Raw genomic sequence first — 21,084 nt, 5'->3', positions numbered from 1 at the left:
AGCTAACCAAATGGTCAGCCTACATGTAATTTAGTCATGATACGACGAATATCTTCTTCATATGGTGTACCTACTAAATTTTCTAATGCAGGATTAAAGTATTCCATCATATGATCCACATCTTTTAAATAAGAATATTGAAGCCCAATTAAATATTGAATGGTTCCAACAGGGAATTTTTTATTGTTGTCTAGTTCTGACTTACCATCCCACATACCATTTAAAATTTCTTTACAGTCATCAATATATTTGGCTTCTTTCTTCATTAATATGCTGAATTGAATCTGCATATTCTTGAATGTCTTTTCATCAACATAGCTTTTTCCATAAGAAAGCATGCCCTCTGCTTTTTTGATTTTTCCTTTTTCTAAATAATAATAAAATCCACGAGTTGCGACACTAGCCTTTTGTTTATTTGAAATACGCATATTTTTCAACAATTCAAATTGTTCTTCGATTTTCGTATCATTTCTTTGTGCCAAATAGCCACTTAATCGCATATACTCACGGTTAAATGCCTGATATGAGAATTTACATATTCCTGTATCTAATGTTTTGTAGAATTCGTCATATTGTTCATTGTTCAATTGAACTAATAACTTCTTCCATACAACTTTTTTCATAATTATTGGCACTAAGATAAATACTAATGTCAATATAATTATGATCATTACATTCATTGTCTTACTATCCATTTTGTTCCTTATCCTTTTCTAATTCTAAAGTTAAATCACGAAACTGAGCTAATAAATCTTCGTCAATTCCATCTTTTCTTAATTTTTCCATGTAAACAGCATCTAAATCGTCTACATCTTTTGTTAAATCATCACGCTCAGAATCCGTCAAACGATGTCGAATACCCACCGCTAACACCTCACAATCTCTAAAGGTTAGCATACATGATTTATATATTTATTTCAAGGTTTTGATTTGCACTTTTTAGTAAAGTATACAAAAAAAGGAACCCTATTGGATTCCTTTAAAAGTCTTACAATTATTAAGCTAATTCTGAGAAGTACTTAATTGTACGAACCATTTGGCTTGTATAAGAGTTTTCGTTGTCGTACCAAGAAACAACTTGTACGTGAGTAGTTCCGTCACCTAATGAGTGAGCCATTGTTTGAGTTGCATCGAACAATGATCCGTAACGCATACCAATAATATCACTAGATACTAATTGTTCTTCAGTGTATCCGAACGATTCAGTTGTAGCAGCTTTCATAGCAGCGTTAATTTGATCAACAGTTACGTCACCTTCAACAACAGCTACTAAAATAGTAGTTGATCCTGTAGGAGTTGGAACACGTTGAGCAGATCCGATTAATTTTCCGTTTAATTCAGGGATAACTAATCCGATAGCTTTTGCAGCACCTGTTGAGTTAGGAACAATGTTAACTGCAGCAGCACGGCTACGACGTAAATCACCTTTACGTTGAGGTCCGTCTAATGTCATTTGGTCACCTGTGTAAGCGTGAACTGTAGTCATGATACCTGATTTAACTGGAGCTAATTGGTTCAAAGCGTTAGCCATTGGAGCTAAACAGTTTGTTGTACAAGAAGCTGCAGAAATTACTGTATCTTCTGGTTTTAATGTTTCGTGGTTTACATTGTAAACGATTGTTGGTAAGTCATTTCCTGCTGGAGCAGAGATAACAACTTTACGAGCACCTGCTTTAATGTGTGCTTCTGCTTTAGCTTTTGAAGTATAGAATCCTGTACATTCTAATACTACGTCAACGCCTAATTCACCCCAAGGTAATTTAGAAGCATCAGCTTCTGCGTAGATAGTGATTTCTTTTCCATCTACTGTAATTGAATTTTCACCAGCAACAACTGTGTCAGCCTTAGCGTAAGTTCCTTGAGTTGAATCATATTTCAACAAGTGAGCTAACATCTTAGGGCTAGTCAAGTCATTGATAGCTACTACTTCGTAGCCTTCAGCACCAAACATTTGACGGAATGCCAAACGTCCGATACGTCCAAAACCGTTAATCGCAACTTTTACTGTCATGTCAGTAAATCCTCCTTTAAATACCATTGTTATTATAAAAGCCTACTGTTGATTTGTCAATTCTCTAACAAGTAAAACTTTTTACAACTAACAACACTTATATATTAGACTATTTACAATTCATTCTCAAGCATTTTCACACTTTTTACATAACCTTAATTGTGCTATTATATTCAAAAGGAGGAATTAAAAATGAACCAAAGTTTAATCCTAGATTTACTAGAAAATAATGCTCGTCTAACTTCACAAGATCTAGCGGATATTTTGAATGAAGATGAAGCAAGTATAAAATCAGAGATTCAATCTTTAGAAAAAAACAAAATTATTTGTGGCTATCACACAATTATCAACTACAATAAAGCGTTAAAAGATCAAAAAGTTTTAGCATATATTGAAGTAAGTTGTACACCTACAAGAAATAGAGGCTATGACAAGACAGCAGCATTGATTGCCAACTATCCAGAAGTAGATACAATGTATCTATTAAGTGGAGATTGTGATTTCTTATGTTTAGTACAAGGTAAAACCATGTTTGAAGTGGCTCGCTTTGTTTCAGATAAGATTGCCTGTGTTGAAGATGTTCGTTCCACAAAGACATTATTTGTCTTAAAACAATATAAGCAAAGTGGTATTGTCATGATTGACAAACCAGAAGATAAAGAATCAAGATTGGTTGTGACTCCATAATGAAGAGTTTATCTACAAAAGCAACATCTATCAAGCCAAGTGGAATCCGTAAATTCTTTGATTTAGCAAACACAATGGAAGGCGTTATCTCTTTAGGTGTTGGTGAACCCGATTTCGCTACGCCATGGCACATTTGTGAAAATGCGATTCACTACATGAGCACAGGACATACTCACTATACAGCCAATCGTGGGTTGTTGGAGCTTCGTGAAGAAATCTGTAAATTCCATAAGGAACATTACAATCAAACATATGATCCTGAAAATGAAGTTATTGTCACAATTGGTGGTAGTGAAGCCATTGACTTATGTATGCGTGCCCTGTTGAATCCTGGCGATGAAGTTATTGTATTAGACCCTAACTACGTTGCTTATGCACCAAGTGTTACACTAAGTGATGGTGTTGTTGTCCCTTTACAGTTAAAAGAAGAAAATGACTTTAAAATTTTTCCAGAAGATTTAAAGAAAGTCATCACACCAAAGACAAAAGCGATGATCATCAATTATCCTAGCAACCCTACAGGTGGTGTCATGACAAAAGAGGACTACGCAAAAATTGTTGATATCATCAAAGAATCAGGTATATATGTTGTGAGTGATGAAATCTATGCCGAACTAAGCTTTGATCAGCCTTTTGCATCATTAGCCCAATTTGACGAAATCAAATCTCAAATTATTGTCGTAAATGGTTTTTCTAAAGCATATGCGATGACAGGATGGCGTCTAGGCTATTGTATGGCCAACAAAGAACTTTCTTCTGTTATGAATAAGATTCACCAATATGTGATCATGTCAGCTCCTGTTATGTCTCAATACGCAGGTATCGAAGCCATTAAAAACGGCTATGATGATGTATTGATGATGAAAGATGATTATCTAAAAAGAAGAAACTTCTTAGTCAACAGGCTCAATCGTATGGGACTAAAGACAAATATGCCTCATGGTACATTCTATGTATTCTGTAATATTCAATCGACAGGCCTTGATTCCGAAACATTCTGCGAAAGATTACTACAAGAACAAAAAGTTGCCTGTGTTCCAGGAAACGCCTTTGGTCCAAGTGGTGAAGGATACATTCGTATCTCTTATGCATATAGCATAGATCACATTAAAGAAGCTGTTGTTCGCTTAGAACAATTCTTGAAGGATTTAGACAAATCAGTCTAGATCTTTTTTTCAAATAAACAGAAAAAAGGATGCCATTTTGACATCCTTTAATACTACTTGGCAATCAAATCATCCATTGCCTTTTGGAAATGAACCGTTTTGTTGTGAGCATCCTCTTTTGAAGCTCCCTTGATACAATAGTAGAATTTACATTTTGGTTCTGTTCCACTAGGACGTACCGCAATCCAGCTTCCATCTTCAAGATAGTATTTTAATACATCCGATTTAGTGAATCCAGTAAGTTCAGTTACTGTATCCCCTTCTTTGATTACACATTCTTTATAGTCTTCACTACGAACTACTTTTGTGCCACCAATTTGTGTTGGAGCCTCTTTTCTTAAGTTAGCTAAGATTTCTTTAATACGCTTAGCACCAGCTTCACCAGCTAATGATAACGCAATTTGACTTTCTTCATATGTACCATGACGGTCATACAAGCTATCTAATACATCAACTAAATCTTTACCTTGTTCTTTGTAGAATGCACAAGCTTCTGCCAGCATTAAACAAGCTTGAGGAGCATCTTTATCACGTACGAAAGGTTTAATTAATGAACCATAGCTTTCTTCATATCCAAATACATAGTTCTTTTCGTGCGTTTTTTCATATTTCGCAACTTTTTCACCAATGAATTTGAATCCAGTTAAAGTTTTTTCTGTTGTAACACCATAATCAGAAGCTACTTTTTCTCCTAGATCACTTGTAACAACCGTATTGAACATTACAGGATTTTCGGGCATTTTACCTTGTTTTTGAAGTTGTGAACAAATATATTCAATTTCAACAGAACCAGATTGGTTTCCTGTTAATACAACATATTCACCATTGTGCAAGACTCCAACTCCCATACGGTCAGCATCTGGGTCACAAACTAAAATTAAGTCTGCTTGATTTTCTTTTGCGTATTTTAATGACAATTCATAAGCACCTGCTTGTTCTGGGTTTGGTGTAGGTGTATTTGAGAAATCAGGATCTGGACTACATTGCTCTACAACTGGAATGCAAGTATATCCTGCACGTTTATAAACTTCTTGAACAGGAATATTAGCAGTTCCATGTTCTGGTGAAAATACGATTTTAATATCTTTTTTAACTTCAGGATTCAATTGGATACTTAATACATTTTTGTAATATTCTTCATCCACATCTTTACCAATAACTGTAATTAATTTCTTTTGTTCTTCTGTACAGTTTGCATCAATTGCCAATTCATCTTCAATTGCGTTAACCTTATCAATAACCTGACTAGCCAAACATGGAATCAACTGACATCCTTTATCATCATACAATTTATATCCATTGTATTCTTTAGGGTTGTGACTGGCAGTAATCATAATGCCACCAAAGCAATTTAAGTGACGTACTGCAAAACTCAATTCTGGAGTTGGACGTAATGATTCAAACACATATGATTTAATGTTGTTTTTTGCTAATAAGTCAGCACAATCAAACGCAAACTCTTTTGACATGTGACGGTTATCATAACCAATCGCAATACCAGCTTTACCACCATTATTTTCATTTATGTAATTTGCGTATCCTTGAGTTGCCTTACGAATTGTATGAATATTAATTCGGTTTGTTCCCGGACCTAAAAGACCACGCATACCTGCTGTACCAAACTCAATTGTTGTATAGAATGCATCATTTTTTTCTTCTGCATTCATTGCTTCTAAAACAGGTTTGTATTGAGGGGCTAAATTTTCATGGTTTAACCATTTTGAATATCTTTCTTCAACAATAGACATTATTTATTCTCCTTCTTTTCTAACTTTGAAATAAAAAAGTCTCATAAAACTATGAGACTTTCTTTAATTAAGCAATGATCTTTTGAGCACGCAATACTTCTTCGATTGCAGCTACAGCAGCATCTTCATCTTCGCCTGAGCAGCTAATTGTGATTTCTGACTGTGTAGGAATGCCTAAAGACATAACTCCCATGATAGATTTCATGTTTACTTCACGTCCTTTGAAAGCTACATTGATTTCACTTTTAAATTTACTAGCAGCGTTAACAGCTACAGTTGCTGGACGTGCGTGAAGACCTACTGGATCTACTACAGTTACAGTTACTTGTTTCATAATTATCCTCCTAAATCAAATCTAAATGTATTTTATGACATTTTGCCAAAGAAAACAATACCTAAACGAATTTTTCTGATTCCGCTTCCATAATCGGTATATTTAAATCTTGCAACATTTGTGCAAAGACACCACTACCAGTTACTAGATTACCTGTAAAAGTCCCATCATAAATAACAGAATATCCACAACTAGGTGATCTTCTTTGTAAAATCGCAATATCTACTTGTTTTTCTTTCGCTATATTCAGAGCAATTTCTGCCCCTTTGATAAACTGTTTTGTACAATCATTTCCCTCTTTATCCAAAATTCTATCTCCTACTTTTTCACAAGGAATACGAGGACAACAAAGTCCTCCAAGCATCTCTGGACATACAGGAATCACTTCATGATCTTTTAAAAGCTCTACAATTTTTTTATTTAAATTGTTTTTTCCGTTATACTTACAGTTATATCCTAATAAACATGCGCTAACAAGAATTCTCATTAGTCAACTAATTCATCATACAACAAAGAATATGTTTTAGCACTTTGTTGCCATGACACATCTGTATTCAATGCATTTCTTTGTAACATTTCCCAATCCTCTTTACGATTGTAATAAACGTCACAAGCATAATATAAAGTATGAATCAATTCATTCGAATCGTAGTTTTCAAAACTAAATCCATTTCCTGATTTTTCATATTCATTGTATGCATCAACCATATCTTTTAAACCACCCGTTTCACGAACAAGAGGTAAAGTACCATAACGCATAGAACACAATTGTGAAATTCCACATGGTTCAAATAAACTAGGCATCAAGAACAAATCACTTGCCGCATAGATGCGGTGTGCCAAGCTTTCATTGTATCCATAATAGAAACAAATCTTTCCTTTATTTCCATCTTCTAGTTCATGGAACTTGTTTTCAATTTGACTTTCACCACTACCCAAAATAACCAATTGGATTGGAGCTGCACACAATGCGTCTAATTGTTCCATCAATAGATAGAATCCTTTTTGCCAAGTCAAACGAGAAACAACACCTACCATCATAACATCAGGATTCTTTTCTAATCCTAGTTCTTCTTGTAGAGCCATTTTTGCCTTTTTCTTTTGAGCCGCAATATTCACTTTATTAAAGTGATATGGAATTTCTGGATCTGTGTTAGGGTTCCATAACTCGATATCAATACCGTTTACAATACCCCATAGATCATATTTACGCATATTCAATACAGCTTCTAAGTGTTCACCATATTGAGGCGATAAAATTTCTTGTGCATAAGTTGGTGATACAGTTGTAACTTTGTCCGCATATAAAATACCAGACTTCATAAATGAAATACCACCATCAAAACGTACATTACCATTGTCTAACAAATAGTATGGTAATCCTAAACAACTATCTAGCATTTCAGGGCCGAAATTTCCTTGATAAGCCATGTTGTGGATTGTATACACAAAACGAATTGCACGATATCTAGGATCTGCATCGTGAGTTTCTTTAACCATACAAGGAATCATACCTGTATGCCAGTCGTGGCAATGGATAATATTTGGCCAGTAATTCAACTGGTTCAACATTTCAATAACAGCCTTTTGGAAATAACCAAAACGCTCACCATCATCTTGATAACCGTATAATGAATCTCTTTCAAAGTAACCTTGATGTTGAATGAAGAAGAAACATACATTATCTACTACTTTTGAGAATACACGTACGGGTACTTCATGATAATTAATTGAAACTGAATATTCACAATCAAAATGAAGTTCATTATAGTATTTTTCACTAATTTTCTTATATAAAGGCATGACAACCTTTACTTCATGTCCTCTTTCAGTAAGTGCCTTTGGCAAAGAACCAATTACATCGGCAAGTCCACCTGTCTTAATGAATGGTAATCCTTCCCCAGCAACCATCAAAATTGATGCCATTAAACGTTCTCCCTTCTACCAATATACAAAGGTTGTTCTTCTAACCCTGCTAAATCTTTTTTCTTTGCGATTCTAGAATGTTTATCTACAATCACATTCTTTAAGTGAGCACCATCTGCAATTTCTACATCTGGCATAATGATGCAATTTTCGATCAATGCATCTTTTCCAATTTTACAAGAACGACCAACAATAGAATTCTTAACTACACCTCTGATTTCACAACCATTCGAAATCAATGAACCTGTTGCAGTACCACCATTCAAATAAATGGCTGGAGCTGAATCGCTTGTACGAGTATATACAGGCCATTCTGGATCTGCGATATCTTTCATTTTTTCTTCCGTTAAGAATTGCATATTACTTTCATAATAGGATTTCAAATCATTAATTACATAAATGTGTCCACGATAATTCAATCCACGGATATCCATATCTACACATTTATCATTTAAGATATCTTTAAACCAATACATTGAACTTGTTTCTTGCGCTTCTTCAACTAATGTTTTAAAAATTTCTTTTGACATGATGTAAGTCTGTAAAGATAAATATCTAGATTTATAGTTACCTAAGTTTTGATCAATACTTAATACACCACGTTGTTTATTCATTTGAAGTACATCACATCCAATGTAGTTTTCTTTTGCGTTATCTACATGTTGATACAACACTGATACTTCAGCACCACTTTCGATATGTTGTTTCAACAATTCTTCATAGTTTCCTTTATAAAGCATATTAACAGGAGCAATCACAACATAATCATTGTGGTTTTCCATAACTGTATGAATGTTTTCTGCATAACATGAAACATCTGTGGTAAAACGTGAAGTTCCACCTTCAGAATATACAGGCACTAAAGATAAGTGTCCATGTTTAGAGTTGATATTATAGTGACGACCAGTACCAATGTGATCAATTAAAGAACGAGGATTTCCATTTACATATATTTGAATATCATCAATTCCTGAATTTGACATATTTGAAATCGCAAAGTCAACTAAACGATAACGTCCTAAAAAACTGAATCCAGCGATTGGACGATATTTTTGCATACCTTCTACATATACAGAAGAATCATTGTAAGTAATTATTCCTAAAGCGTTACACATAATTATTCACCCTTCTTTACTCTCTTAGAAATCAATTCGATTTCATCACTGTCTGGACTACCAACAACAGCACCATCATCAATCTTCACACCATCAGCAACGATAGCACGATAGATTTTTGCACCTTTACCAACTTTAACATTTGGCATTAACACAGCTTGAGATACATATGCATCTTCATCAATTTCAACATTATTGAATAATACTGAATCTACTGCTTCACCACGAATGATAGCTCCCTGGTTGATATAGCAATGTTCAACTTTTCCAGTTGGACCTACATAGTGAGGTAAAGTTGGAATATCTTCTGTATAGATTTTCCAGTTTGGATCATCTAAATTCAATTCATTGTTTTTATTTAATAAGTCCATATTTGCTTCCCACAATGAATCGATTGTTCCAACATCTTTCCAATATCCTTCAAACTTATAAGCATACAAACGTTTATTTGCGTTTAAGAAGTTAGGAATAATATCTTTACCAAAGTCATGGTGACTACCTTCTGCAGTCATATCTGAAATCAATTCTTTGCGTAATTGTTTCCAGTTAAAGATATAAATACCCATACTAGCTAAATTGCTCTTTGGATGTTCTGGTTTTTCCTCGAATTCAACAATTCTTCCTTCATCATCTGTATTCATAATACCGAAACGGCTAGCTTCCTTAATTGGCACTGGAAGTACCGCAATTGTACAATCGGCATTATTTGCCTTGTGACAAGATAACATATCCGCATAATCCATCTTATAGATGTGGTCGCCTGAAAGAATTAAAACGTATTCAGGATCAAACTTATCAATAAAGTCAATGTTTTGTGTGATGGCATCTGCTGTTCCTTGATAGACGTCAAATTTTGTACCATCCTTTTCACGTGGTGGCAAAACATAAACACCACTTCCACGTGCATCAAGTCCCCATCTTTGACCAGCACCAGCGTATGCGTTTAATTCTACTGATTCATACTGTGTTAAAACGCCTACAACGTTGATATCTGAATTTGCACAGTTACTTAGTGGGAAATCAATAATACGATATTTTCCTCCGAAATAAACAGCCGGTTTCGCATTCTTTTTAGTTAGTTCCAAAAGACGTGTTCCACGGCCACCTGCTAAAATCATGGCGAGCATATTATTCTGTTTCATAATCATCCTCCTAATAATACTCTTTATATAACTAAAGTATATCACTTTTTCAAATAAAATCTACTTGTTTCATTAAATTTGTATGCGTTTTCAAAACACTGCAAAAAAAGACAAATCATTCTCTGACTTGTCTTTGCAAAGCATAAATTGATTCGTTTTGATTTGCGATATAAGATATAGCACATACAATAAAGAAGAACGGAAAATACTGATATCCAAAAACTTCCATGCCTATCGCAATAGGCGCTAAAAATGTATTTGTGGCAGCTCCAAACACACCACTATACCCTAGTGCAGCTACAAACAATGGATCTAAACCAAATACAGGTGCAATTATAACCCCGAGACTCGATCCAATCGCAAATAATGGCGTAACTTCTCCACCTTGGAATCCTGCAGATAAAGTTAAAATCGTTAAGACAAGCTTTAGGATCCAGTCATATCCATAAATCTTTTCCGATGTAAAAGATGCTACAATCAAGTTTTCACCCACACCTGAATAACGACATTGGCCAAACATAAACAACATAAACGCCACGAAAACACCCATCATAAAAATACGTTTATAGGGATTTGTGATTTTATTTGTGACAAAAGCTTTTGTGTGTTTCAAAAAAAACGCAAATAAACCACCTATCATGCCGAATAAAATACCTAACACCAATAATTTTATAGATAATTCCATATTTGGCTCAGCAACATTTCCTATCTTAAAAGTACTCTTGTGTAATCCAAATAAGCTAGAAACATAAGTTGCCGTAAAACTAGCCGGAATTGCACAAGACATAGCTCGATATTTCAAAGTTCCAGCCACTAAAACTTCTAAGGCAAAGAAAATTGCCGTAATTGGCGTACCAAACAATCCGGCAAAACCAGCTGCCATACCTGCAACCATAAAGATAACACCACTGTTTTTAAAGCGGAAATACTTACCAAAATAATGCGATACGGTAGCTCCAATCTGCATCGCAACACCTTCTCTACCCGCACTACCACCAAAGAAATGGGTAATCCATGTCGACACGACCATAAACGGTGCCATACGAAGTGGAATCCAATCACTCTTTCCTTGATCAACCTCAAAAACAAGTCCCATACCTTTTCTAGATATTCTTCCCCAATGATCAAATAAGAACACAATAGCTAATCCTGCAAAAGGAAGTCCAAGCAACATAATGCATCCCATATGCTCTCTAAAATTCAAGATCCATTCTAATCCTTTACCAAAAATGACTTCACAGATCGCAACAATAGCACCAATAAAAATACCACAAAAACACTTTAAAACAATTTCATCATAAACTTTAAACGATTCTCTCAACTTTTCTTTATACATGTGATTATTATAGAAAAACAGATTGTTTATTTCAACAATCTGTCTTTATTTTTACATTTTAATTACAATTCTATTTCATTTTTCCACAAACCATGCAAGTTACAATACTCATACACAGTTACTTTACCTGTTCGTCCTTTCGAATCAAAAACATATTCTGGTTTCATTCCTGGGACTAAACCTGCACGATCCACAGTTCCATCACTATATTCAACCCAAATATTAGTGATATAGTGTGCCTCTAACATAGGATGTTCAACACTTCCAACTACAACTTTAAGTTTGTTATCTTCTACACTTACTTGTGGAACATGTTTTTCTTGCGCTGCATCCACTTCACCAGCTTTTAATTCACGATATCCACTAGGAACTACATCCATCAACAATCCTTCAACAACGCTACCAGTTTCTAAATTCTTATAGATTTTCATAAGTATTCCTCCTGTTCTTCTATTGACATTATGACACGCATCATTAAAATATTCTATTGATATGCTCATAAAAAATTTAAATGAAAACTACATGCAATATACAGCAACTTCTCAAGAGATTTTTGAGACTTTTTGTATTTCAAAAAACCATAAAAAACATTTAAAAATAGATGAAAACAATAAAACTATCTACTTTAACTATCCTGAAAAAGAAGTTGAAATCAACTATGAGCCTGTAAACATTTTATATGAAGATGCTTTTTTAATAGCAGCCTTTAAACCTCCATTTTTATTAGTACACGATGATGGAAACAGCCAAGATACTTTACAAGCTCGTATTAACGGGTATCTGCAATTAAATGGAAATAAATATCCGGCTCAAGCCATTCATCGTATTGATTATGAAACGAGTGGTTTAGTCTTATTTTGTAAGCATCCATTCTTCCAGGCATATTGTGACAAAAACATGGAAGAGCATCACATTAAAAAAGACTATATTGCCTTAGTTCAAGGTCACACGAATTATAAAAACAAAAAGATTGTTTCAAATATCGCAAGAGATCGTCATAATGCCAAGAAAATGTTCATCCATCCAAATGGAAAAGAAAGTATTTCAATATTTAACACACTTAAAAACTATAAAGATTATTCGCTGATTCAAGTAACGATTCTAACGGGAAGAAAACATCAAATCCGTGTTCAATGTGCTTCTTTGAAGCATCCCATTTTAAATGATTCCTTATATGGAGGTAAAAGAATTGATAATACGGGACTCTTACTTCAAAGTCATCATATTCAATTTAATGACATTGATGTAATTTGTCCTCAAGAAAAAAGATTTATTAGAAAATAAAAAAATGTATATCCTTTCAGATAAGCGATCCAGACACCTATTGATAAACAGGATAAATACGGAAGAATATGCTTTTTTTTATATAAAATCCACAAAAAGCCTAGTAAAACACTAATATATAAAGCCACGAGCATTCTTTCCATTCCTAAATAAAAGCCAAAAAAAGTTAAAAAACATACATCGGCACTGCCTATCCATTCAGTTCTAATAATTTTAATGGTTCCACTGACCAATAGAAAAACAAGACTTGTACATACTCGATTGAATAATGGCACATAATTAGAACAAAAACATAAAAGAAGTATAGATGGAAAAATCCAGTACTTTTCAATATACATTGTTGCATAGTCCTTTTTCGCCAAAAAGTATAAAAAGAGTACAACATACAAAGTCGATAATTGAAATGGTTTGATCAAAAAAGTAATGATAAGCATAAAAAAAAGAGTCTTCATACTTTAAGTATAAAGACCCAATGTGAAAATATTATTAACAATTTGCAGTTTGTACAAAATCTGCATCGTTAGGTTTCTTTTTGTATACAATTTTCAATAAGATTGGTGTAATAACCGTTGTGAATACGACACACAATAATACTGGAGTCACAAAGACTTCTGGTAAGATTCCTAATGCCATACCTTTATTTGCGACAATCAAGGCAACTTCTCCACGACTAATCATACCGCATCCAATTCGGATAGCTTGTGTAGGTGTATATTTACATACAATAGCACCCAAACCACATCCAATAATTTTTGTCAAAACAGATATGATACATAAAACAATTACTAATTCGATAAGTTCAGCACTCCATGTAATTGGTGAAAGCTTTAATCCAATACTCGCAAAGAATACAGGTGTAATCAACATATAAGATAATGTTGAAATACGTTTAGTGACATAATCACATTGTCGTGTACCCGAAAGAATCAAACCTGCCACAAAACTTCCTGTGATATCCGCTACACCAAAGAATGCTTCTGAACAGAATGCCATGATCAATGCGAACGCAAATGATACAATTGAATATCTTTGTAGTCCACCGCATGAATCATGTTCAAACCACCATGAAAATACTTTGTGTAAAATCACCCCAACAACAACGGCAAACACAAAGAATAGTAAAATTTTAAACATGACAGCGCCGATGTTCACTGAACTGTCAGCCATTCCTGTTACTAATGTCAAACAAACAATACCTAAAACATCATCAATTACAGCTGCAGCTAAAATCGCATTTCCACTTTCTGTAGACATACAACCCATTTCTTTCAATGTTTCTACCGTAATACCAACACTTGTAGCTGTTAAAATAACACCTAAGAATAGGTTGTGTAACCAAGCGTCTGGCCCAACATTATAGAATCCACCAACTACATATCCAACAGCTAATGGAACTAATACACCCAGTGTTGCGATGATAAAAGCTTTTAACCCAGCCTTTTTTAAATCTGTAATACTTGTTTCTAGACCAGCCGCAAACATTAAGACAATAACACCAATTTCTGATAAAGATTCAATCAATTTACTTGGCCCAACTATATTTAACACCGCAGGCCCTAAAACAATACCTGCGATCAATGCACCTACTACAGATGGCATACGTAAACGACGAGAAAAAAGTCCAAAGGCTTTTGTCATTAATAAAATTAAGGCAATATCTAATAGATATCGATATTCTTGCATATTCATACCTCCTACTATGCTCTTGGAAGTTCAAACACCGTTTGTTGAAGTGGCAAATCTACATCATGAAACTCCAACCGATATGCCATCAATTTTATCGGCCTTTTCTTTCCATGATATCCATATTTGACGTCACCCAACAAAGGATGCTTTATATGCCCCATCAGGGCACGAATCTGATGAAATCTTCCTGTATGAAGTGTAATTGCACATATTGAATTCTCGCCATCATTTCTTTCAACATGCACATCCATCAATGCTTTTTGATAGCCCTCTAATTTTTTATCACTTACTTTCGCAACAGTATTTTCTTTGCGAATGTAATAGCACATACTAAAATCTTTTTCTTTAAAAGTACCAGTAACATATGCCCGATACATCTTCTGGATTTTACGATTTGCGATTGCTTCGTTTACTTTTCTTAAAGCATTCGCATTCTTTGCAGCAATCACTAGACCTGTCGTATTTCGATCCAGTCTATGACAAATACTTGGAGCAAAAGAATGTTCCTTATTTGGATCATACTCGTTTTTTTCCATTAAGTATGCTTGTACACGATTTACCAAACAATCTTGAGTTTTGCTTTGATCACTCTGTGACAATAAGCCATATGGTTTATTCGCAATCAAGATATTTTCATCTTCATAAATAACATCCAACTGTGATGATATATATTGCGTATCTACTTGTTTCTCTTCTAAAACATCCGGAGGTAAAAACAATAAAATACTATCATTCTCCTGAATTTTCTGATCAAAAGTACAACGTTTACGATTCACTTTTATTTTCTTATTTCGAATCGCCTTATACATCATTGATTTGCTCAATTTTGGAAAAGTCTTCATCAAAAACTTATCCAGTCTTTGATTTGCATCATTTGAATTGATTCTAATCTCTTTCATAAATTAAATCCAAACTTTCCATTAAACTGTCCATAACTGGTACATTTACACTTTCTAAAGTTGCTCGATTTTGATGCCCAGTAGTCACCAAGATACATTTAGCACCAATACTTTTTGCAACTTCATAATCATGAACGCTATCTCCTACAAAATAAATTTCATCATCTTGGCTGCATGTTTGTTTAAACGCATGAGCTAATTCCACTTTACTTTTTGCATAGATGTCATTGATTCCGTATATCGAATCGAATAAATCATCTACATGCAAGGTTTCCATTTGTTTAAGAAGATAATCCATTTTACTTGCAGAAAGCACGGTTTGCGAAAAGCCAAGATTCTTTGCCTTATTCACAACATCCAATACATCTGAATGTAAGTTACAAGCATAGCTTTTTTCTTGATAATCCTCCATATATTCGTGAGCCAACATGGAAAAAGGTATTTTGTCAAAATCAAAGCCTACCCTTTTATAATAATCTTCTATTGGAAAAGTAAATACTTCACGATATTGACTTAGAGTATCCAAAGGTTTCAAATCATGACTGACTAAAAGACGGTTGATACAAGAAAAACATAAGTCAACATCATTCAATAAAGTTCCATTCCAATCCCATACAATTTTTACCAAACAATTCACCCCGCACGGTATTATATCACTATTAGAAAAAAATAATAACATTTTATACTAATTAAAACTTTCACAAATGTAGTTTTTACTATATAATATTATATGAGTATATATGAGGAATTGAATTAGGAGGAAATATGAGAGGAATTTATAACTCAGTAACTGACCTTCGTCGTCAGGTCTTTACTGCCATCGCTTCAATGGCGTACGATGACAATACAGATTATTCTAAGCGTATGGAAGAAATCCCATATGAAATCTTACCTGGTACAAAAGCAAAATATCGTGATAGTATTTTTCTAGAACGTGCAATTATCGGGGAAAGATTGCGTTTGGGTATGGGCTTGCCTGTTCGTGATATTACTGAATATACAAACATTTCAGATGGAATTGAAGAAAGTACAATTGCGAAAAAATATTATGATGATCCCCTTATCAATATTATCAAGTTCGCATGTAATGCGTGTCCAGAAAAGAAAGTATTTGTAACAAACGCTTGTCAAGGATGTTTATCACACCAATGTACAGAAGTTTGTCCAAAAGATGCGATTCATATCGTAAATGGTAAAAGCTGTATTGATCAAGAAAAATGTATTAAGTGTGGACGTTGTATGGATGCATGTCCTTATCACGCAATCACTAAATTAGAACGTCCATGTGCTGCAAGCTGTGGAATGGACGCAATCAAATCCGATGCAGATGGAAAAGCAGAAATCGATTACGATAAATGCGTTAGCTGCGGAATGTGTCTAGTTAACTGTCCATTTGGAGCTATTGTAGATAAAGGACAAATTTTCCAAACAATCTATGCCATGAAAGAAGGCTATGACGTCATTGCAGCTGTTGCCCCTGCTTTCGTTGGTCAATTTGGTCCAGCCGTAACGCCAGACAAAGTAAAAGCAGCATTAAAAGCTGTAGGTTTTGCGGATGTTGTGGAAGTTGCGATTGGTGCTGACTTATGTACAATTGAAGAAGCTGAAGACTTCTTAGATAAAGTTCCTGAAAAACAACCATTTATGGCTACAAGTTGCTGTCCTGCATGGTCCGTTATGGCGAAGAAAAACTTCCCTGACTTTGCACCATACATTTCAATGGCATTAACTCCAATGGTATTAACGGGTCGTTTAATCAAAAAAGAAAAGCCAAACGCCAAAGTTGTATTCATCGGTCCTTGTGCTGCTAAGAAATTGGAAGCAAGCCGTAAATCAATCCGTAGTGATATTGACTTCGTATTAACTTTTGAAGAAGTTATGGGTATGTTCAATGCGAAAGGTATTGCATTAGACCAAATTACTACTTCTGATCCATTAACAGAAGGAACAAATGCTGGTCGTGGATTTGCTGTCAGTGGTGGTGTTGCCAAAGCCGTTAAAGACTTGATTCAAAAAGAACATCCTGGAACAGAAGTAAAAGTTCAGGCTGCAGAAGGATTAAAGAACTGTAAGACAATGTTGATGATGGCTAAAGCTGGAAGACTAAACGGATACCTACTTGAAGGTATGGCTTGTCCTGGTGGATGTGTTGCCGGTGCTGGTACTTTACAACCAATCAATAAATCAAGTGCATTAGTTAAAAAATATGCTACTGAAAGCGATAAGAAAGATGCAGATGAATCTGCATATGGAGATCGTCTTCACGAACTAAGTGAACATTAATCAAAGACGTCCTTAAAATGGACGTCTTTTTTTGATATAATCATGTTTGGAAATGAGGTATGAACATGCATCGTTATTCATATTATAAAACGGCTGCCTGTACTTTAAATGTTTCAATTGGAGATCCACAGGCAAATAAAGAAGAAATTTTAAAATGTATCCAAGAATTGGATTCAGATACACAACTTGTAGTATTTCCAGAACTATGTGTTACAGGATATACATGTCAGGATTTATTCTATGAACATACATTATTAAATAGAGCAAAACAAGTTCTATTTGAAATTGTAGAAGAACTACCAGAAAACCTAGTTACAGTTTTAGGCTTACCTTTAGAAATCGAAAACAAGCTTTATAACTGTGCCGCTATTTGTTTCAACCATGATATTCTAGGTATTCAAGTAAAAACATATATTCCAAGCTACAATGAATTCTATGAAACAAGGTGGTTCTCGAGTGCTAGTGAATTGAAAGAAAACACAACTTTTACATACAAAGATAAAAAGGTTCCCGTTTCAAATCATATCGTATTTAAAGATACAACAACATCGGCTTGTTTAGGTATTGAAATCTGTGAAGATCTATGGGTGACAATTCCAGTAAGTTCAACACATGCATTAGCTGGAGCGAATGTATTATGTAATCTAAGTGCCTCCAATGAAATCATCTCAAAAGCAAATTACAGAAGAAATCTAGTCAAAGATCAAAGTGCTAAATGTTATGCGGGTTACGTATATGCCAGTGCAGGACCTGCAGAAAGTTCGAGTGACTTGGTTTTCTCGGGACACAATTTAATTTGTGAAAACGGGGCTATATTAAGTGAAACTAAAACAGACAAAATCATTTATGGACAAATCGATTTAGACCATTTAAATCATGATCGCTTACACTATAAAACTAGTATGCAGGATTTATTCCATGTAAACTATACAACCGTGGAATTCACATCAAAACCAATCGAAGAAATTGAATTTGATCGCTATATCGATGCCTATCCTTTTGTCCCAAACAATCAAGATGAAAGAATTGTTCGCTGTTTAGAAATATTACACATTCAAGCACAAGGCTTGGCAACACGTCTTTCTAAGATTCACTGTAAAGACGTTGTGATTGGAATTAGTGGTGGACTTGATTCTACTTTAGCTTTGCTTGTATGTCATGAAGCCTTTAAAATCAACAATTATGATTCAAAAGGAATTCATGCAATCACAATGCCTGGTTTTGGAACGACAAAACGTACTAAATCTAATGCGCAAATTTTAATGGACCTGCTTCATGTATCTAGTGAAGAAATTTCTATTGTGGATGGTGTAAATCAACATTTTAAAGATATTCACCATAATCCAGAAGTTCATAATATTACATATGAAAACTCACAAGCTCGTGAAAGAACACAAATTCTGATGGATTTAAGCAATGCCTATAATGCGATTGTTGTTGGTACTGGAGACTTAAGTGAACTTGCCTTAGGATGGTGTACATATAATGGAGATCACATGAGTATGTATGCGGTAAACGCCAGTGTGCCTAAGACACTTGTTCGTTATATTGTTGAAAGTGTTGCCTTAAAAGATGAAATATTACATGATGTATTGATGGATATTTGTGATACACCAGTATCTCCAGAGCTTTTACCACCAGATAAAAATGGTAAAATTGCTCAAAAAACAGAAGAAGTATTAGGTTCTTATGATCTTCATGATTTCTTCTTATATCAAATGTTAAGACATCACGATGAGCCTAAGAAAATCTATGATTTAGCTTGTGTTGCATTTAAAGATGTAGAAAAGGAAACAATTAAAAAGGCCATCACAACATTCTATAATCGTTTCTTTACCCAACAATTTAAAAGAAACTGTATGCCAGATGGTGTTAAGGTTGGATCTATTTGTTTTTCACCTAGAGGTGACTGGAGAATGCCAAGCGACGCATCAAGAAATCTATGGACAAAACAAGTGGAGGAAATTTAATCCTCCACATTTTTTATTTATCGATGTTATTTGAAAAGATATCTGCAACTTCACTCATGATTATATAAGCACCCGAATCGATTTCATGAACTTGTTCTTTCATTCGATTAACTTGATATCGATTGACCCAAAATAAACTATGGATTTAGACCTTTTTGAATAACCACCCGTGGCATCCACACGAGTAACACCACTTCCAAATATATCACTTAATGCTTCACATATTTCTTATTGTAAGCATTAATAAATTCATAATACGAGGTGTTGTTTTTTTCATAAGCTCAACACTCCTTTTTAGGGCTTCATTTTAACATACTCATACACCAAAATCATTTCATTCTCAAATCTTTTAGACATTTAAAAGAACAGACTATTTTTTAGCCTGTTCAACTATTTCTTAATCAGATTCTACCACATAAGGGATTTCATTTTCTGCAAGAAAAAAATTAGTTGTCATATTTTGCGAATGATGAATCACTCTTAATATATAAACTTTATCACCTATTATTTCATAGATTATTTTATATTTTTTGTATATTGCATATCTAACATTAGTTTCTTTTTTTAATAATTCAAATTTTGGATATCTTTCTGGCAAATATTCTAAAGATTTAATGAGTGAAACAATTCCGTTAATTAAGTGCTTCACATAATTCAAATCAAAATTATTCATGACATAATACTCATAAATGTGTCGAATATCCAAATTTGCCTTATAGGATATTTCTACTTCAAAATTCATAGTTTTAAATCCGTTTTCAATGATTCATAAAACTGATCAAAAGGAATTGTATTCCCTTTTAAAACTTCATCATGAGCAGCTAATAACTCTTTAGCTAATTCCTCTTTTGTAAGTTCATCTTCATTTAAAATTTTATTTGATGGAATTTTCACATCAAAAGGTAATCCATTATTTAATATAATTTGATTATAGAACATGTTAATTGCGACAGAAGATGGTATTCCTAATTTTGATAAAATTGCTTCTGCTTGTTCTTTTGTTTCTGGTTCAATTCTTGCGTATACATTTGATGTTTTTGACATAAAATAAGCTCCTTTTTCTTTATTATAAGTCAATGTACTTACATACGCAATCGATTATCATACATTATATTGAACCTCTCATCCCTGAAGTGACGAGATTCTTGGGAACAGGTTTCTATCGAAACCTTTCTTACCAAGCTATCCCCGCAGTTCCTGCGGTTCTTTTTATTTTTTGCTAATTTGCTAATATGCCTTGCATCAATATATTGATGGATGCATTTATATCTCTGTCATGATTTGAATGGCATTTTGGGCATGTCCATTCTCTTACTTTTAAATCTTTTGTTCCTTCATTCTTATATCCGCAACAATGACAGATTTGGCTGCTCGCATAGAATGTATCTACTTTCTTGATTACTTTTCCATACCACTGGGCTTTATATTCTAGCTGTGTGGTGAACTTTGACCAGGATACATCCGATATAGACTGGGCTAGATTGTGGTTTTTAAGCA

At 34.1% G+C, this 21,084-nt stretch carries 24 protein-coding genes; 5 read left to right on the top strand and 19 right to left on the bottom strand.

Annotation, left to right across the window (positions count from 1 at the left end):
* Positions 1-14: 14 nt before the first annotated feature.
* From KTQ83_RS04635 to gap, 3 genes are all read right to left on the bottom strand, one after another.
* Positions 15-695 carry a hypothetical protein gene (locus KTQ83_RS04635; RefSeq protein ID WP_217256122.1) on the bottom strand — a complete coding sequence of 227 codons (681 nt, stop codon included), beginning with the start codon at positions 693-695 and terminating at the stop codon, positions 15-17.
* A complete protein-coding gene (locus tag KTQ83_RS04630) occupies positions 688-897 on the bottom strand; it encodes a hypothetical protein (RefSeq protein ID WP_147346790.1) in 210 nt (69 codons plus the stop codon). The genes KTQ83_RS04635 and KTQ83_RS04630 overlap by 8 nt, the downstream gene beginning before the upstream one ends.
* Positions 898-997: 100 nt before the next feature.
* Positions 998-2,011: a type I glyceraldehyde-3-phosphate dehydrogenase gene (gene gap, locus KTQ83_RS04625; protein ID WP_117926830.1), complete on the bottom strand. Its 1,014-nt coding sequence runs from the start codon at positions 2,009-2,011 to the stop codon at positions 998-1,000.
* A gap of 192 nt (positions 2,012-2,203) precedes the next feature.
* Between gap and KTQ83_RS04620 the strand changes: the two genes are divergently transcribed.
* Together KTQ83_RS04620 and KTQ83_RS04615 are read left to right on the top strand one after the other, a co-directional pair.
* Positions 2,204-2,698, top strand: a complete 495-nt coding sequence (locus tag KTQ83_RS04620; RefSeq protein ID WP_117926831.1) for an Lrp/AsnC family transcriptional regulator — start codon at positions 2,204-2,206, stop codon at positions 2,696-2,698.
* Positions 2,698-3,864 carry a pyridoxal phosphate-dependent aminotransferase gene (locus KTQ83_RS04615; RefSeq protein WP_217256121.1) on the top strand — a complete coding sequence of 389 codons (1,167 nt, stop codon included), beginning with the start codon at positions 2,698-2,700 and terminating at the stop codon, positions 3,862-3,864. The genes KTQ83_RS04620 and KTQ83_RS04615 overlap by 1 nt, the downstream gene beginning before the upstream one ends.
* Positions 3,865-3,917: 53 nt before the next feature.
* On the opposite strand, the gene KTQ83_RS04610 is transcribed toward KTQ83_RS04615, so the two are convergent.
* The 8 genes from KTQ83_RS04610 to KTQ83_RS04575 form a co-directional block, all read right to left on the bottom strand.
* Positions 3,918-5,612 carry a phospho-sugar mutase gene (locus KTQ83_RS04610; protein WP_244975774.1) on the bottom strand — a complete coding sequence of 565 codons (1,695 nt, stop codon included), beginning with the start codon at positions 5,610-5,612 and terminating at the stop codon, positions 3,918-3,920.
* A 67-nt stretch (positions 5,613-5,679) separates the two neighbouring features.
* A complete protein-coding gene (locus KTQ83_RS04605; RefSeq protein WP_003866017.1) occupies positions 5,680-5,946 on the bottom strand; it encodes a phosphocarrier protein HPr in 267 nt (88 codons plus the stop codon).
* A gap of 61 nt (positions 5,947-6,007) precedes the next feature.
* A complete protein-coding gene (locus KTQ83_RS04600) occupies positions 6,008-6,433 on the bottom strand; it encodes a 2-thiouracil desulfurase family protein (RefSeq protein ID WP_117926304.1) in 426 nt (141 codons plus the stop codon).
* On the bottom strand, positions 6,433-7,872 hold the full coding sequence (gene glgA / locus KTQ83_RS04595; protein ID WP_217256120.1) for a glycogen synthase GlgA: 1,440 nt from the start codon (positions 7,870-7,872) through the stop codon (positions 6,433-6,435). Before glgA ends, KTQ83_RS04600 begins: the two co-directional genes overlap by 1 nt.
* Entirely contained in the window at positions 7,872-8,987 is a 1,116-nt protein-coding gene (gene glgD, locus KTQ83_RS04590) for a glucose-1-phosphate adenylyltransferase subunit GlgD (protein ID WP_217256119.1), read from the bottom strand. Before glgD ends, glgA begins: the two co-directional genes overlap by 1 nt.
* Before the next feature lie 2 nt (positions 8,988-8,989).
* Positions 8,990-10,129, bottom strand: coding sequence for a glucose-1-phosphate adenylyltransferase (locus KTQ83_RS04585; protein WP_117571889.1), 1,140 nt, complete (start codon positions 10,127-10,129; stop codon positions 8,990-8,992).
* A 115-nt stretch (positions 10,130-10,244) separates the two neighbouring features.
* Positions 10,245-11,465 carry a chloride channel protein gene (locus KTQ83_RS04580; protein WP_117926296.1) on the bottom strand — a complete coding sequence of 407 codons (1,221 nt, stop codon included), beginning with the start codon at positions 11,463-11,465 and terminating at the stop codon, positions 10,245-10,247.
* A 62-nt stretch (positions 11,466-11,527) separates the two neighbouring features.
* Complete coding sequence (locus KTQ83_RS04575) at positions 11,528-11,896, bottom strand: desulfoferrodoxin family protein (RefSeq protein ID WP_217256118.1); 369 nt, start codon at positions 11,894-11,896, stop codon at positions 11,528-11,530.
* Positions 11,897-11,957: 61 nt separating this feature from the next.
* Between KTQ83_RS04575 and KTQ83_RS04570 the strand changes: the two genes are divergently transcribed.
* A complete protein-coding gene (locus KTQ83_RS04570; protein WP_217256117.1) occupies positions 11,958-12,749 on the top strand; it encodes an RluA family pseudouridine synthase in 792 nt (263 codons plus the stop codon).
* Here the strand turns inward: KTQ83_RS04570 and KTQ83_RS12705 are convergent.
* Genes KTQ83_RS12705 through KTQ83_RS04550 form a run of 4 tightly spaced genes read right to left on the bottom strand, consistent with a single transcriptional unit; the run spans position 12,722 to position 15,962 of the window.
* Entirely contained in the window at positions 12,722-13,183 is a 462-nt protein-coding gene (locus KTQ83_RS12705) for a prepilin peptidase (protein ID WP_367947722.1), read from the bottom strand. The two genes, KTQ83_RS04570 and KTQ83_RS12705, sit on opposite strands and share 28 nt — an antisense overlap.
* Positions 13,184-13,235: 52 nt before the next feature.
* On the bottom strand, positions 13,236-14,432 hold the full coding sequence (locus KTQ83_RS04560; RefSeq protein ID WP_117926288.1) for a cation:proton antiporter: 1,197 nt from the start codon (positions 14,430-14,432) through the stop codon (positions 13,236-13,238).
* 14 nt (positions 14,433-14,446) lie between these two features.
* Positions 14,447-15,334 (bottom strand): RluA family pseudouridine synthase, encoded by an 888-nt coding sequence (locus tag KTQ83_RS04555; RefSeq protein WP_117926286.1) that lies wholly within the window; start codon positions 15,332-15,334, stop codon positions 14,447-14,449.
* Positions 15,321-15,962, bottom strand: a complete 642-nt coding sequence (locus tag KTQ83_RS04550) for an HAD family hydrolase (protein WP_158567631.1) — start codon at positions 15,960-15,962, stop codon at positions 15,321-15,323. Before KTQ83_RS04550 ends, KTQ83_RS04555 begins: the two co-directional genes overlap by 14 nt.
* 137 nt (positions 15,963-16,099) lie before the next feature.
* Between KTQ83_RS04550 and KTQ83_RS04545 the strand changes: the two genes are divergently transcribed.
* A complete protein-coding gene (locus KTQ83_RS04545) occupies positions 16,100-17,617 on the top strand; it encodes a 4Fe-4S dicluster domain-containing protein (RefSeq protein ID WP_117926282.1) in 1,518 nt (505 codons plus the stop codon).
* A 65-nt stretch (positions 17,618-17,682) separates the two neighbouring features.
* Complete coding sequence (locus KTQ83_RS04540) at positions 17,683-19,587, top strand: NAD(+) synthase (RefSeq protein WP_217256115.1); 1,905 nt, start codon at positions 17,683-17,685, stop codon at positions 19,585-19,587.
* Positions 19,588-19,600: 13 nt separating this feature from the next.
* Here the strand turns inward: KTQ83_RS04540 and KTQ83_RS04535 are convergent, their stop codons facing one another.
* The 4 genes from KTQ83_RS04535 to KTQ83_RS04520 form a co-directional block, all read right to left on the bottom strand.
* Positions 19,601-19,732: a DUF2179 domain-containing protein gene (locus KTQ83_RS04535; protein ID WP_288001247.1), complete on the bottom strand. Its 132-nt coding sequence runs from the start codon at positions 19,730-19,732 to the stop codon at positions 19,601-19,603.
* A gap of 252 nt (positions 19,733-19,984) precedes the next feature.
* Entirely contained in the window at positions 19,985-20,329 is a 345-nt protein-coding gene (locus tag KTQ83_RS04530) for a type II toxin-antitoxin system RelE/ParE family toxin (RefSeq protein WP_217256113.1), read from the bottom strand.
* A complete protein-coding gene (locus KTQ83_RS04525) occupies positions 20,326-20,631 on the bottom strand; it encodes a type II toxin-antitoxin system RelB/DinJ family antitoxin (protein ID WP_217256112.1) in 306 nt (101 codons plus the stop codon). Before KTQ83_RS04525 ends, KTQ83_RS04530 begins: the two co-directional genes overlap by 4 nt.
* A gap of 175 nt (positions 20,632-20,806) precedes the next feature.
* Positions 20,807-21,084, bottom strand: a 278-nt coding sequence (locus KTQ83_RS04520) for an RNA-guided endonuclease TnpB family protein (protein WP_217256111.1), incomplete at its 5' end; no start/stop codon positions are given.

Source organism: Holdemanella porci (assembly GCF_019052655.1).
GTDB lineage: Bacteria > Bacillota_I > Bacilli_A > Erysipelotrichales > Erysipelotrichaceae > Holdemanella > Holdemanella hominis.
This window is presented reverse-complemented; position numbering and strand designations above follow the sequence as displayed.

Excerpts from the sequence above, each read along its gene's own strand:
- KTQ83_RS04635 (WP_217256122.1), bottom strand. The coding sequence starts at position 695 with ATGGATAGTAAGACAATGAATGTAATGATCATAATTATATTGACATTA.
- KTQ83_RS04630 (WP_147346790.1), bottom strand. The coding sequence starts at position 897 with ATGCTAACCTTTAGAGATTGTGAGGTGTTAGCGGTGGGTATTCGACAT.
- gap (WP_117926830.1), bottom strand. The coding sequence starts at position 2,011 with ATGACAGTAAAAGTTGCGATTAACGGTTTTGGACGTATCGGACGTTTG.
- KTQ83_RS04620 (WP_117926831.1), top strand. The coding sequence starts at position 2,204 with ATGAACCAAAGTTTAATCCTAGATTTACTAGAAAATAATGCTCGTCTA.
- KTQ83_RS04615 (WP_217256121.1), top strand. The coding sequence starts at position 2,698 with ATGAAGAGTTTATCTACAAAAGCAACATCTATCAAGCCAAGTGGAATC.
- KTQ83_RS04610 (WP_244975774.1), bottom strand. The coding sequence starts at position 5,612 with ATGTCTATTGTTGAAGAAAGATATTCAAAATGGTTAAACCATGAAAAT.
- KTQ83_RS04605 (WP_003866017.1), bottom strand. The coding sequence starts at position 5,946 with ATGAAACAAGTAACTGTAACTGTAGTAGATCCAGTAGGTCTTCACGCA.
- KTQ83_RS04600 (WP_117926304.1), bottom strand. The coding sequence starts at position 6,433 with ATGAGAATTCTTGTTAGCGCATGTTTATTAGGATATAACTGTAAGTAT.
- glgA (WP_217256120.1), bottom strand. The coding sequence starts at position 7,872 with ATGGCATCAATTTTGATGGTTGCTGGGGAAGGATTACCATTCATTAAG.
- glgD (WP_217256119.1), bottom strand. The coding sequence starts at position 8,987 with ATGTGTAACGCTTTAGGAATAATTACTTACAATGATTCTTCTGTATAT.
- KTQ83_RS04585 (WP_117571889.1), bottom strand. The coding sequence starts at position 10,129 with ATGAAACAGAATAATATGCTCGCCATGATTTTAGCAGGTGGCCGTGGA.
- KTQ83_RS04580 (WP_117926296.1), bottom strand. The coding sequence starts at position 11,465 with ATGTATAAAGAAAAGTTGAGAGAATCGTTTAAAGTTTATGATGAAATT.
- KTQ83_RS04575 (WP_217256118.1), bottom strand. The coding sequence starts at position 11,896 with ATGAAAATCTATAAGAATTTAGAAACTGGTAGCGTTGTTGAAGGATTG.
- KTQ83_RS04570 (WP_217256117.1), top strand. The coding sequence starts at position 11,958 with ATGCTCATAAAAAATTTAAATGAAAACTACATGCAATATACAGCAACT.
- KTQ83_RS12705 (WP_367947722.1), bottom strand. The coding sequence starts at position 13,183 with ATGCTTATCATTACTTTTTTGATCAAACCATTTCAATTATCGACTTTG.
- KTQ83_RS04560 (WP_117926288.1), bottom strand. The coding sequence starts at position 14,432 with ATGCAAGAATATCGATATCTATTAGATATTGCCTTAATTTTATTAATG.
- KTQ83_RS04555 (WP_117926286.1), bottom strand. The coding sequence starts at position 15,334 with ATGAAAGAGATTAGAATCAATTCAAATGATGCAAATCAAAGACTGGAT.
- KTQ83_RS04545 (WP_117926282.1), top strand. The coding sequence starts at position 16,100 with ATGAGAGGAATTTATAACTCAGTAACTGACCTTCGTCGTCAGGTCTTT.
- KTQ83_RS04540 (WP_217256115.1), top strand. The coding sequence starts at position 17,683 with ATGCATCGTTATTCATATTATAAAACGGCTGCCTGTACTTTAAATGTT.
- KTQ83_RS04530 (WP_217256113.1), bottom strand. The coding sequence starts at position 20,329 with ATGAATTTTGAAGTAGAAATATCCTATAAGGCAAATTTGGATATTCGA.
- KTQ83_RS04525 (WP_217256112.1), bottom strand. The coding sequence starts at position 20,631 with ATGTCAAAAACATCAAATGTATACGCAAGAATTGAACCAGAAACAAAA.